This window comes from Actinotignum sanguinis, from assembly GCF_003957255.1.
GTDB classification, from domain to species: domain Bacteria; phylum Actinomycetota; class Actinomycetes; order Actinomycetales; family Actinomycetaceae; genus Actinotignum; species Actinotignum sanguinis.
Genome location: NZ_QDIE01000042.1, coordinates 1 through 13,117 on the forward strand (window position 1 = coordinate 1; position 13,117 = coordinate 13,117).

Here is a 13,117-nt window from a genome sequence, read left to right on the forward strand (position 1 = left end):
GGATAACCCAGTTCTAGGACTGTTTGCCTTAGAGAGCCAAGCTTTTCCAGGATGGCGAGAGCTCTTTGCTTGTCTTTGGCGGAGTACCTGATCCCGTTTGCAACTCCCGGTTTCTTATTCATTGAACGATCTCCTTAAAAATCTCTAGGAAACCGTCCGCACCCCCGACCGTCAGGGTCGCGTAGTGCAAACTCAGAGCAGAAATCTGGCCAAAATGGTGCGTAGATTTGCATCCTGTTGTGGTGGGGCTACCGGCCGTAAACAGAGCTCCAGCACACTTCACAACACCCCGGAAACCCGCGATGTCGGATCCGCATTATCGGCAAAGGAGGCAGCCCGCTGCGCCCGCGCGGCAATATCGGCGGCGCGTTCAGCACGTTTCGCCTCGCGTTGCTGGGCGGCGTCTCCGGCGCTGAGTTTCTCCGGCGGAGCCTCCGGATCCTCGGAATCCCCGAGCGCGCTTTCGGTGCTTCCGTCGGAAGCCGCGGCATGCTGAACGGCCTCGTGGCGGTCAATAATCATATTGAGGGGCCGGTAGTGGTCAATGACCGCCCCGCGATACGCGAAAATATCACCATCTTCGGCGGCCTGAATAATACGTTTATGCGCCTGAGCGGTTTCGAGGAGAAGTTCATCGACGTCGTCGTTTAAATCGCGCAGCGCAATAGAGTGCACCACCCACAGCGCCGTCACCATCTCTAGCGCCACCTCGTTATCAAGCGCGGACGTCATCGCAATGTGGAACTCAATATCTTCGTGCTGGAAATTTTCCCCGCGCAGCGCTTTTTCAGTCATCCGCGCCACGATCTCGTGCAGGTTATCGTGATGGGTGCCCGACAGTGCCCGCACCACTCCTTCCGCCATCCCCAGGTCCAGATATTCGCGCAACTGAGCCACGCTTTCCACCGCGCCCGTGCCCGCTCCGGCGCGCGCGGAGGAGCGCAGCAACAAGGACTCCACCAGCGGGGAAAGAGACATATTCGCCACCTGGGTGCCCTTCCCGCGCTGCGACGTGACGATATCCAGAGCGGCCAGCTTCGACAGCGCCTCGCGCACCGAGGAGCGTGACACCCCAAGTTCCCGGCACAGCTCCGCTTCGGTGGGAAGCTTCGCGCCGGGTTGCAGGCGTTCTTCAATAATTCGCTGTTTCAAAGCGTCCATGACCAAATCGGCGCGATCCGAGCCGGAACCGGTGTGGCCGCCGGTGGCCCGCATAGCGCCCTGCGTGGCATGTGACTGCGCGTCGTCGGGCATCATGACACCTAAGGTATCGGAAAACGAGTGTTTTCAAAAGATGTGCGCGTGAATATTGAATTGTGTCACGTTACGCCCGTTTTCGTGCGCTTTCGTTATGTGCGGGGTGGCACGACGACGCCGCCACCTTCGCCCGGATCCCCTCCCGCTTTCCAGGTTCATCACAAATTGGTCACAGTTTGCTCACAAGGCAACGGCCGGCCTTGCACAAAGTTGTCAGACAATCTAAAGTCATAGGTACGCGACGCTAAAGATGGTTGTCGCACGCGAAAAAATAGCGGAAATTCGGCAGTGAATTTCCGGAAGAACTCAAAGGAGAGGACACTTCAATGACACGCATGAAGTGGGGCGCCAAGGCCACGGCCGTGCTGGCCGCTGGTGTGCTGGCGCTGTCCGGCTGCGGTGGCGGTGGATCTGACACCGGCAAGAGCGGTGGAGATGCACCCGAGAAGGCCGCAGTTCCCTCGGGACAGCCGGCAAAGGGTGGCACCATTCGCGCGGCGGCCGCCTACGAATCCAATAACTACCATCCCTCGTCCACCTCGTCCGCGCTGGCAACCGGCGCGAATATGCACGTGGTGGAGGGCCTGTACGAACTGGATTACCACGATTACAAGCCCTACCGCGCCTTGGCCAAGGAAGATGCTCCCACCAAGGTGACCGATACCCAGTACGAAGTTTCGCTGCGTGATGGCGCGAAGTTCTCGGATGGTACCCCGGTGACCACGGACGACGTGGTCAAGTCCTTCGAGCGGTCCACCGCTGAGGGCAATATCTACCTGCCGATGCTCAGCTTCATTGACAACGTGCAGAAGAAGGATGACAAGACTGTCACCATCAACCTCAAGCATCCCTTCTCGCTGGTTAAGGAGCGCCTGGCTCTCGTCAAGATCGTTCCCGCCTCGATGAGCGATGATGAGCTCACCTCGAAGCCCGTGGGCACCGGTCCGTGGAAGTACGATGAGATCACCAGCGCCCACATCAAGTTCTCCCCGAATGAGAACTACAACGGCCAGTTCCCGGCCACCGCGGAAGCGATGCAGTGGGAGATCCTCAAGGACGACACCGCTCGTACCACCGCCTTCCAGCAGGGCACCGTGGACGTGATCGAAGCGGCCCCGGCCGATGCCGAAGCTCTGATCAAGGGCGCCGGCGGTGTGATTGACGCGGTGCAGGGCTTCAACCTGCCCTTCCTGCTCTTCAACACCAAGAAGGCTCCGCTCGATAACAACAAGGTGCGCCAGGCGTTCTTCTACGCGATCGACACCGATAAGCTCATCTCCAACGCCCTCTCGGGCAATGCGAAGGCCGCCAAGTCCTTCCTCCCGGAGAGCCACCCGAACTTCCACGAAGCTTCCACGGTCTACACCTACAACCCGGAGAAGGCCAAGGAACTGCTCAAGGAAGCCGGTGTTGAGAACCTCGACATCAAGCTGCTGACCACCGATCACCCGTGGATCACCGCGCTGGCTCCCCAGATCAAGAACGATCTGGCGGCCGTCGGTATCAACGCGACCATCGAATCCCAGGCTTCCTCGGCGCTCTACGCCAATAACCTGGACGTGGACAACCCGACCTTCGATGTCACCCTCGCCCCCGGCGACCCCTCGGTCTTCGGTCAGGATCCCGACCTCCTGCTCAGCTGGTGGTACGGCGATAACACCTGGACCAAGAAGCGCACCCAGTGGGGCGGCTCCGAGAAGTTCAAGGAACTGCACCAGTACATGGACAAGGCCGTCACCCTTGAGGGCGACGCCCAGCAGCAGGAATGGAACAAGGCTTTCGATCTGGTATCCGAAGAAGTTCCGCTCTACCCGCTCTTCCATCGTCAGATGCTGACCGCGTACTACCCGGACAAGGTCACCAACTTCTCCCCGATTTCGACGACCGGCCTTGATTTCATCAACGCTGGCTCCGCGGCTGGAAAGTAAATAATCGCGTGACTCAGCGCTGACGACACGCGCGGCGCTGGTTCAAAGAACACACGGTAATGCGAGGGCCGGGGGTGGTGTAAGCCCCACCCCCGGCCCGAGCTTTGCCTAAATACTCCCTCAAATAGTCAACGCGGGGCACCGCAGCCCCGAGGAGATATCGCAGTGAACAACCTTCTCAGACTCATCGGGCGCCGCCTGCTGGTGCTTCCGATCATGGTTCTGGGCGTTGCTTTCCTCGTCTTCTTCCTGATGTCCTTCTCTAAGATCGATCCGGCCTACTCGGCCCTCGGTGAAGGCGCATCGCAGGAAGCGCTGGAAGCATACCGCAACACCATGGGACTCAATGACCCCTGGCTCGCTCAGTTCTGGAACTTCCTCGTCAATTTCGTGCAGGGTGACCTCGGCACGTACGGCGCCAACCAAGCTTCGGTGGCCGAACGTGTGGGTGAGGCCTTCCCCATCACCATGCAATTGACCTTCCTCGGCCTTATTATCGCCGTCGTTCTCGCTTTCGTTTTCGGTGTCCTCGCCGCGCTCTACCGCGACAAGTGGCCCGATAAGATCATCCGCGTCTTCTCTATCGCCTTCATCGCGACGCCCTCCTTCTGGCTGGCCGTCCTCATGATCCTGGCGTTCTCCGTCAATATGCCTCTGCTTCCGGCATCCGGCGCACTTCCCGCCTTCGGTGAAGACCCGGCCGGTTGGCTGGCGCGCATGGCGCTGCCGGCAATCGCCCTGGGTGTTCCGGTGGCCGGTTCCCTCACCCGTGTTATTCGTACCTCGATGGTGGAGGAACTCGATAAGGACTACGTGCGTACCGCTATCGGTGCTGGTATTCCCAAGCGCGTGGTGGTCTCCCGCAACGTGCTGCGCAACGCTCTTATCTCCCCGGTGACCGTGCTCGGTCTGCGTATCGGCTACCTCATGGGTGGCGCTGTGGTTATTGAAGTTATCTTCAACCTGCGCGGCATGGGTATGGCCATCCTCGAAGGCGTCCAGCAGAACTACCCCCTCCTGGTGCAGGGCGTGGTTCTTGTGGTGGCCTTGGCCTTCATCGTCGTCAATATTGTGGTTGACATGCTTTACGTGCTCATCAACCCGCGTATCCGGGAGGTGTAAATCATGAGGCGTAAACTCACGGAAAAGATGGAACGCCCCGGTGTCCGGTTCAAGCGTTTCCGCAATATGACTCGCGGCGCCCAGCTGTGCGTCGTCGTTCTGGTGCTCATCGCCCTCGCGGCCGTTTTCGCACCCCTTATTTCCCCGCACGACCCGCAGGCAATTGAAGTTGCCCGTCAGGCACCCAACGGTGATTTCCTCTTCGGTACTGACGAAAAGGGCCGTGACATTCTCTCCCGCATGATCTACGGTGCCCGCTACTCGCTGGTTATCGGCTTCGCCGCCACCGCCTTCGCGCTCTTCTTCGGTGCGATCTTCGGTGCGTTGGCCGCGGTCTCCCGCAAGTGGATCTCCGAAGTGATCATGCGCTGCATGGACATCATCATGTCCTTCCCCGGCATCGCGCTCGCCGCGGTGTTCGTCTCCGTGTTCGGCAATACCCTGCCCGTTATCATCATGGCGATCGGCTTCCTCTACATTCCCCAGATCACCCGCGTGGTGCGCGCGAATGTGATGAGCGAATACGGTGAAGACTACGTGCGTGCGGTTATCGTTTCCGGCGCGCGGGCCCCGTGGATTCTTATCAAGCACGTGGCGCGCAACTGTATCGCCCCGGTCATGGTGTTCACCACCGTGCTCGTGGCCGATGCGATTGTTTTCGAAGCCTCGCTGTCCTTCATCCAGGCCGGTATTGCTGAACCCACTCCTACCTGGGGTAATATCCTCGCCGACGCTCGCGGCGGCGTGCTCCTGGGCCGGTGGTGGCAGGCGCTCTTCCCGGGCCTGGCCATTATGATCACGGTGCTCTGCCTCAATATCCTCTCCGAAGGTCTGACCGACGCCATGGTGGCGGCCCCGAAGGCCGCGGCCGTTCCCGATAACGTGGACGTCAACGCCAAGCGCGAAGAGGATCGCCTCCTCGTGGATCCGGTGGCCGCTTACGCCGCCCAGCATGATGCGCTGGTCCAGCGTCTGGAGGAACTGCGCCAAGCAGAAGAACGCCGCACCGACCGCTTCGAACCCACCTCGCAGGAGGCTCCGGTTATCGAAGTGCGCGACCTGTGCATCAAGTTCCCGCGCCACGGTGATGTCAACGTGGTGGACCACGTGTCCTTCAACGTGCGCGCCGGTGAAACCATGGGCCTCGTGGGTGAATCCGGATGCGGTAAGTCCATTACCTCCCTGGCGATCATGGGTCTGCTCGATAAGTCCGCCGATATTAGCGGTGAGATTATGTTCAACGGGCAGAACCTCCTCGAACTCACCCCCAAGCAGCACAATGAGCTGCGCGGGCATGAGATCGCGATGATCTACCAGGACGCCCTGTCCTCCCTCAACCCCTCCATGCTCATCAAGGCACAGATGAAGCAGCTGACCAGCCGCGGGGGCACCCGCACCGCCGAAGAGCTCCTCGAGTTGGTGGACCTGGATCCCAAGCGGACCCTGGAGTCCTACCCGCACGAACTTTCTGGTGGCCAGCGCCAGCGCGTGCTTATCGCCATGGCGCTCACCCGTGACCCGAAGCTGGTGATCGCGGACGAACCGACCACCGCGCTTGACGTGACGGTGCAGGCCCAGGTGGTGGAGCTTCTCAACCGCCTGCGCAAGGAACTCGGCTTCGCGATGGTCTTCGTGTCCCACGATCTGGCACTCGTTGCCGAAGTGGCCCACTCGATCACCGTTATGTACGCCGGTCAGGTTGTGGAGCAGGCATCCACCAAGGAACTGCTCACCGACCCGCACCACGAATACACCCGCGGTCTGCTCGGTTCCGTGCTGTCCATCGAAGCGGGCGCCGGCCGGCTCCACCAGGTGCCCGGCACGGTTCCCTCGCCGCGCGACTTCCCCAAGGGCGATCGTTTCGCCCCGCGGTCCTCGCACCCGACGGTGGGCCTCGACACCCGCCCGATTATGAAACGCGTGGGCGAGACGTGGCACTTCTACGCCGCCCAGCCCGATGCTCCGGATCCGGCCACCACCAACCTGGTGCCCAAGGAATCGCTGCGCGCTGCCAGCGCCCCCGAATCCGCTACCGGCGCCGCAGGCGATGCCGCTGGCGCAGCCGGCCCGGATGCCCAGAAGTGACGAAGGAGGAAAGATCATGACTACTCTGGATACCGAAGCTCGTCACGCTGCCGGCGCGTCCGTCGCGGACCGGCCTACCCTTTCCGATGTGCCGATTATCGAGTTGCGCGACGTGGACGTCACCTTCCGCACCCGTACCGGTTCCATCTTCAATCCGAATAAGGTGCGCGCCGTGCGCGGCGTCAACCTTTCCCTGATGCCCGGCCAGACCATCGGTCTTGTTGGCGAATCCGGTTCCGGTAAGTCGACGACGGCGAACGTGATGTGCGGACTCCAGTCCCCCACCGGCGGCCAGGTATTTTTCAAGGGCGAAGAAGTCACGAAACGTACCGCTGCCCAGCGCCGCCATATCGGCCGCGTGGTCTCGGTGGTGTTCCAGGATCCGGCCACGGCGCTCAACTCGCGTATGACCGTGCGTGACCAGCTCCTCGACCCGATGACGGTCCACAAGATCGGCACCCGCGAGGAGCGCTACGGTCGCGTGGAAGACCTCATCGGCATGGTGGGTCTGCCCCAATCGGCGCTCGATGCGCTGCCCGGGCAGCTCTCCGGTGGACAGCGTCAGCGCGTGGCCATTGCCCGTGCGCTGGCTGTGGGTCCCGACGCGATTATCGCGGACGAACCCACCTCGGCCTTGGACGTGTCCGTGCGCGCCCAGATCCTCAACCTGCTCACTGATCTCAAGCGGGATCTGGGGCTGGCGATGGTTTTCATCACCCACGATATTCAGACGGTGCGCTACGTATCGGACAAGATCGCGGTGATGAATCACGGAGAGATCGTGGAATGGGGAGACGCCAAGGACGTGCTCCACAATCCGCAAAATGACTACACGAGAACCCTATTGGCAGCGGCGCCTTCGCTGCTTCACCCGAAATTGGAGGCATAGTCCCATGTCAGATCCTCGTTTCCGCGGCGTTATCCCCCCGACAGTCACGCCGCTGACCGAAGAACGCGAACTCGATAAGGAATCCTTCGCGCGTTCGCTCAACCGGATGCTCGACGCCGGAGTGCACGGCCTGTTCGTGCTCGGCTCCACCTCCGAAGTGGTGTTCAGCACCGATGCGCGGCGTCGTGAAATCCTCGAAACCGCGGTGGAAGTTGCTAACGGGCGTGTCCCGGTGCTCGCCGGCATTATCGATATGCAAACCGAGCGCATGATCGAGCACGCGCGCGATGCCCAGGCCATCGGGGTGGACGGCATCGTCGCAACCGCGCCTTTCTACGCGCTGGGCGGGGAAGCGGAAATCGAAGCGAACTTCCGTTACATCCGCGACGCCGTGGACCTGCCGCTTTTCGCCTACGACATCCCGGTGTGCGTGCACAAGAAGCTCTCCATTGACCTGCTGATGCGGTTGGGGCGCGAAGGCGTACTGACCGGCGTCAAGGATTCTTCTGGCGACGACGTTAACTTCCGCTTCCTGCTGGAGGAGAACAAGGCCGCCGGTAACCCGCTCAATATCCTCACGGGTCACGAAGTGGTTGTGGATGGCGCCTACATGGGCGGGGCGGACGGATCCGTTCCGGGCCTGGCCAATGTGGCACCGCGTCCCTACGTGGAGCAGTGGGATGCCGCGCAGGCCGGGGATTGGAAGCGCGTTGCTGAATTGCAGAACGAGCTCGCCCACCTCATGCGCATCGTCATGGTGACCAAGGGTGTGCAGGGCTTCGCGGCTGGCGTGGGCGCCTTCAAGGCGGCCATGAAGGAACTGGGGGTTATCGCCTCCAACCAGATGCCGCGGCCCGTCAAGGCCCTCGAAGGTGAGAACGTCGAAGCTATTCGCGGCGTGCTCGCCAGCTGCGGGCTGCTCTAAGGAGCACTCATGAAGGTAGCACCGTTCCAGCCCGGCTCCGAGTTCTCGCTGCTCGGGCTGGACATCGGGGGAACCAAAATCGCGGGGGCGGTGGTGACCTTTGCGGCCACCGCCCCGGGCGGTGATGCCCCGCGCATCTCCCTCGAGGCCAGTATTCCAACCGAAGCGCGGCGCGGTGGGGCTCGCGTACTGGCGGATATCGCGGATTTCGCGGAACGCCAGATCGCGGCAGCCAGCGCCGCCGGAACGCCGGTGCGCGGAATTGCTATTGCCAGCGCCGGGGTGGTGGACGTGGAGACCGGGTGCATTACCTCCGCCACGGACACCATGCCCGGCTGGGGCGGTCAGCCCCTCGGCCCGCATCTTGCCGAACGCTGCGGCCTGCCGGTGCGCGTCCTCAATGACGTGCACGGCCACGCCCTCGGGGAAGCAACCTACGGGGCGGGTGCCGGCGCGCATACCGCCCTCGTGATCGCTGTGGGAACCGGGCTGGGCGGCGCTGCCGTTATTGACGGGCGTATCCTTTTCGGTTCGCATGGGGTGGCCGGCCACTTCGGCCATATTCACCATCCCTACGCCGCCGGACTGGTGTGCTCCTGCGGGCGCGACGGCCACGTGGAATCGGTGGCCTCGGGGAGCGGGGCAGCCCGCCTCTATGCCAAACGCCAGGCCGAAGCGCACGTGGAGGGGGCGAGTTACGCCGCCGCGGCAGCGGCTTCCCTCACCGGGATTGCCGATGTTCCCGAAAGTGCCTACGTGCGGGCACCGGGCGCGCAGCGCCCCGTCGTCGTACGGGGAGGCCGAGAACTGAAAGCCCTCGTGGACGCGGGCGATATGTTCGCGCGCGAGGTATTCACCGACGGTGCTTTCGCGCTCGGGCAGACCCTGGGCGGGCTGGCCAATTCCTTCGACCCGGACGTTATTATCCTGTCCGGCTCGCTCATTCACGTGGGTGAGTTCTGGATGGACGCGCTGCGGGAAGGCTACCGGCGCGATGCCATGGTGGGCACCGTTGCCACCCCGATTGTGGAGGGTAGCCTGGGATCGCAGGCCCCGCTGATCGGCGCGGCTGTCCATTTCCTGCACACCGAGGTTTAGCGCCGGTTCGCGCATCAATTCGCGCACCAATGTGGTTCGCGCACTGGGTGCGTTGGCACACCGGCGCGTACTGTTAGCCAATCCGGCCCGCGCCGCGGCACCGCATAACTACAACTCTGCATTTCTCGTTATAACTTAGGAGTTACCGTGCATCCGATGATCGAATCTCTCCGCGGGCACCTTGTCGTGTCCTGCCAGGCGTACGTGGGCGAACCGCTGCGCCACCCCGAAACGATGGCGCAGATGGCCCTCGCCGCCGAGCGCGGGGGAGCTGCGGCGATTCGCTGCCAGGGCCTGGCGGATATTTCCGCGATTAAAGGCCAGGTGGAAGTGCCTGTCATCGGCCTGTGGAAAGAGGGCCACGAAGGCGTTTTCATCACTCCGACCCTGCGTCACGCCCGCGCCTGCATCAGCGCCGGCGCAGATATTGTGGCGCTCGATGCCACGTCCCGCCCGCGTCCGGATGGTTTGAGCTTCGCGGAAACCGTGGCTGCTCTTCTCGACGACGGCGCCCTTGTCATGGCGGACTGCGGCTCGATTGATGATGCCCGGGCCGCGGCGAAGGCCGGCTGCCACATCCTCGGAACCACCCTGGCGGGCTACTCCGGGGACCGCCCGAAGACCGACGGCCCGGATATTGAACTGCTTGCCCAGATGGTCGCAGAATTCCCGGAGATCCCGGTGGTTTGTGAAGGGCGTATCCACACTCCGGAACAGGCACGCGCTGTTATGGAAGCCGGTGCCTGGGCGGCCGTCGTCGGAACCGCTATTACGCACCCGACCACGATCACCACGTGGTTCCGCGACGCCGTCGAAAACACAAACTAACAGCGGGTTCCCGCGCGTAACCGAAGCGCGGGTTTCCGCAAGCACTGACCACTGCCGCGTTTCATGTGAAACGCGCCCGGGAAAGGACGAACTCATGCATATCGGAATTTTCGCCACCGCGGACGAAGCCTCCCGCGAGGGCGCACGCATTATCCAGGATCTTTTCGCGCACAACGCGAGCGCGACTCTCGGGGTGGCCACCGGTTCCACGCCGGATCTCCTCTACGCGGCGCTGCGCGAAGCACACGCGGCCGGCGAATTTGACCTTTCTGGCGCCAAGGCTTTCGCGCTGGACGAATACGTGGGCCTGGATCCGGAGCACCCGGAGTCTTACCGCAATGTGCTGCGCCGCAACCTGGTGGGAGAGGATAAGACCGGCCTGACCGAAGAGGGGCTCAATACCCCCGACGCGCAGAACCCGGATCCGCAGGCCGCGGCCGCCGAATACGATGCCAAGATCGGCGCGGCCGGCGTGGACTTGCAGATCCTCGGCATCGGTGCGGACGGGCATATCGGCTTCAATGAGCCGGGTGGTTCGCTGGTGTCGCGCACCCACGTGGAGGCACTGGCTCCGCAAACGATTAAGGACAATGCGCGGTTCTTCGACGGCGACGAAGCAGCCGTTCCCACCCGCTGCATCACTCAGGGCCTGGGCACCATTATGGAAGCGAAGAAGCTGGTGCTCTTCGCCTTCGGTGCGAATAAGGCGGACGCGGTGCGCGAGCTGTGCGAAGGCCCGATCAGCGCCTTCTGGCCCGCCACGATTATTCAGATGCACCCGGATGTCACCGTGCTCCTGGACGAGGCCGCGGCCGCGCAACTCAAGCTCACGGACCTGTACCGCGCGCGTTGGGAGATGATCTAAGTGTTTTATCTGGGGCGCGTTCTCAACGGGTACGGCCGCGAGGTTGGGTACGGTATTGAGACCGACGACGCCGGTACGCTGGCCCGGGTTCTCACCGCTGAGGAGGCCGCCGCGGTAACCGCGGGGCTGGCTGCGGAGCGAGACTCGCGCGGAATCGAAGCTCGGGCCGCGGAGGCTTTCGGGCTGGGCGCGGATAACCCGCGGGTGCGCCGGGCGCATGTCATTACTCCCGGCCTCGTGGATATTCACTGCCACGGCGGCGGTGGCTTCGCGTTCCCGGATAACTACGCGGACGAGGAAATCGCTACCGCGATCCGCACCCACCAGCGCGGGGGAACCACGGCGATGTTCGCTTCCCTGGTTTCGCTGGCGGATCCGCTGCCGCAGATTGAGGCCCTTGTGCCTTTCTGCGAACGCGGGGAGCTGGCCGGTATTCACCTGGAGGGCCCGTATATTTCGCGGGAAAAGTGCGGGGCGCAAAACCCCGAGGTGATCCGCCCGGTGGATGAGGCGGAGCTGCGTTCCTGGCTGGAAGCCGGGCGCGGGTGGATTAAGACGATGACCGTCGCTCCGGAAGCGGAGGGCGCCCAGCGGGCCGCCGAGCTGCTGCTCGAATACGGTGGCAAGCCGTCCTGGGGGCATTCCCACGGGGATGGCGCGGTCACCCGGGCGGAAATTGCACGCACCCTGGAGGTGGCGCGGCGGCACGGGTACGTGCCCTTGGCTGCTTGCGGTGATGCCGGCGGGAGCGCCGTCGGGCAGGAAGCTGCGCAAACGGTAACCCATCTCTTCAATGCCATGACGGCTTTCACGCATCGGGCGCCCGGGCCTATCCGCGAGTACATTCAGGCAGCGCGGCGCGGTTTCATCAGCGCCGAAGTGATTGCCGACGGCTACCACGTGCATCCCGACCTTGTCGAAGATGTGGTGGCCTACCTCGATGAGCCGGAGCTTGGGGCTGCGGGTGCGGGTGCGGATCAGCTGGGCATTCCCGGTGCCTTCTTCGTTACCGATTCTTTGGCCGCGGCCGGGATGCCTCCCGGGAAATACACCCTGGGCGGGCTCGCGGTAGAAGTGCGCGACGGCGCCTGCTACCTGGAAGGTACCAATACTCTGGCCGGAGGTGCTTCGGTGCTGGCCGATCAGGTGGCCCTCTTTGCGGGGCGCGGGAAGCTGACGCTCCCGCAGTTGGTGCGGGCCACGGTGGCCGGGCCTGTCTACGCCGGTGGGGCCTGGGATGCTCCCGGTGTCACGGTGGAGTTCACCCCGGGCAAGCCGGTCAATCTTGTCGCCTGGAATGAGGCGATGACCCCGCTGGCGGTTGTCCGCGAGGGAGTGGAGATTTCCCACTCCTAGCCATTGGGTTTCTCCGGAAACTCTTCGCGGGCACGGCAGCACCACAAGCCGGGAAGCGTTCACTGCCTCCCTCGGGCAGGATCGGGCGTGTCGATCCTGCCCCTCTCCACGGGGCGCGGGCTCAGGCCCGCGCCCCGCTTTCTGTGCTCGCTGGAGCCTAGAAACAAAGTGGTACTGGAGCTACAACCAACGCCCGGTTTTCGGTCGTGGAGTACCACTTTGTTCTTTCCGCTGCCGTGGAGGTGCTGCACTGGTCCTCTGCACTGGTCCTCTGCACCGGTCCTCTGCGCCTACACTCCGCGCGAGTCCTCTGCGCGGCCTCTTCGCGCCGGCCCTCCGCGCCGGTGTGTGTGGGGGGGGGGGAGGAGAGAGGGTGACTTTTTCCGAGGTGTACTTCGCATGTATGACAGATGCAGTACAGCTCTGAAAACACCTAGTACCCCGGCAGGGACTTCGTGTGACTATTGAAGCTCGTGAGGTCCGTGAGGCCCGTGAAGCTCGTGAAGCTCGTGAGGCCCGTGGGAGTTATGCGAGCCGCCAGCGCACCATCCGGAATCAAAGTGCGACGACAACTACGTTAGGGGCTGCGGACTGTTTATTGGACATTATTGCTTAAAACCGTTTGACGGTGCTCCGCGATAGTTAAACCATCGAACTTCAAGGTAATACGCTTCTGGTTATAAAAGAGCATATACTCGTCTATCGCCTCGCATAACTCATCAGTTGTAGCCCACTTCTTCCCGTAATAAATCTCGGTTTTCATC

11 protein-coding genes are annotated in these 13,117 nt (G+C 62.8%); 9 read left to right on the forward strand and 2 right to left on the reverse strand.

Annotated features, from left to right (window positions below):
* Positions 1-279 precede the first annotated feature (279 nt).
* On the reverse strand, positions 280-1,257 hold the full coding sequence (locus DDD64_RS08240) for a FadR/GntR family transcriptional regulator (protein ID WP_126135890.1): 978 nt from the start codon (positions 1,255-1,257) through the stop codon (positions 280-282).
* 326 nt (positions 1,258-1,583) lie between these two features.
* Here DDD64_RS08240 and DDD64_RS08245 point away from each other — a divergent pair, with 326 nt between their 5' ends.
* From DDD64_RS08245 to DDD64_RS08285, 9 genes are all read left to right on the forward strand, one after another.
* Positions 1,584-3,185, forward strand: coding sequence for an ABC transporter substrate-binding protein (locus DDD64_RS08245; RefSeq protein ID WP_126135891.1), 1,602 nt, complete (start codon positions 1,584-1,586; stop codon positions 3,183-3,185).
* 165 nt (positions 3,186-3,350) lie between these two features.
* Entirely contained in the window at positions 3,351-4,307 is a 957-nt protein-coding gene (locus tag DDD64_RS08250) for an ABC transporter permease (RefSeq protein WP_126135892.1), read from the forward strand.
* Positions 4,308-6,392, forward strand: coding sequence for a dipeptide/oligopeptide/nickel ABC transporter permease/ATP-binding protein (locus DDD64_RS08255; protein WP_407706502.1), 2,085 nt, complete (start codon positions 4,308-4,310; stop codon positions 6,390-6,392).
* A 16-nt stretch (positions 6,393-6,408) separates the two neighbouring features.
* Complete coding sequence (locus DDD64_RS08260; protein WP_241227695.1) at positions 6,409-7,281, forward strand: ABC transporter ATP-binding protein; 873 nt, start codon at positions 6,409-6,411, stop codon at positions 7,279-7,281.
* 4 nt (positions 7,282-7,285) lie between these two features.
* Positions 7,286-8,206: a dihydrodipicolinate synthase family protein gene (locus DDD64_RS08265; RefSeq protein ID WP_126135894.1), complete on the forward strand. Its 921-nt coding sequence runs from the start codon at positions 7,286-7,288 to the stop codon at positions 8,204-8,206.
* Between the two features lie 9 nt (positions 8,207-8,215).
* Positions 8,216-9,304, forward strand: coding sequence for an ROK family protein (locus DDD64_RS08270; protein WP_126135895.1), 1,089 nt, complete (start codon positions 8,216-8,218; stop codon positions 9,302-9,304).
* Positions 9,305-9,451: 147 nt separating this feature from the next.
* Positions 9,452-10,132 (forward strand): N-acetylmannosamine-6-phosphate 2-epimerase, encoded by a 681-nt coding sequence (locus tag DDD64_RS08275; RefSeq protein ID WP_126135896.1) that lies wholly within the window; start codon positions 9,452-9,454, stop codon positions 10,130-10,132.
* A gap of 94 nt (positions 10,133-10,226) precedes the next feature.
* Positions 10,227-10,997, forward strand: coding sequence for a glucosamine-6-phosphate deaminase (locus DDD64_RS08280; RefSeq protein WP_126135897.1), 771 nt, complete (start codon positions 10,227-10,229; stop codon positions 10,995-10,997).
* Positions 10,998-12,353, forward strand: coding sequence for an N-acetylglucosamine-6-phosphate deacetylase (locus tag DDD64_RS08285; RefSeq protein WP_126135898.1), 1,356 nt, complete (start codon positions 10,998-11,000; stop codon positions 12,351-12,353).
* A 595-nt stretch (positions 12,354-12,948) separates the two neighbouring features.
* On the opposite strand, the gene DDD64_RS09215 is transcribed toward DDD64_RS08285, so the two are convergent.
* Entirely contained in the window at positions 12,949-13,116 is a 168-nt protein-coding gene (locus DDD64_RS09215; protein WP_164545931.1) for an IS3 family transposase, read from the reverse strand.
* Position 13,117 lies beyond the last annotated feature (1 nt).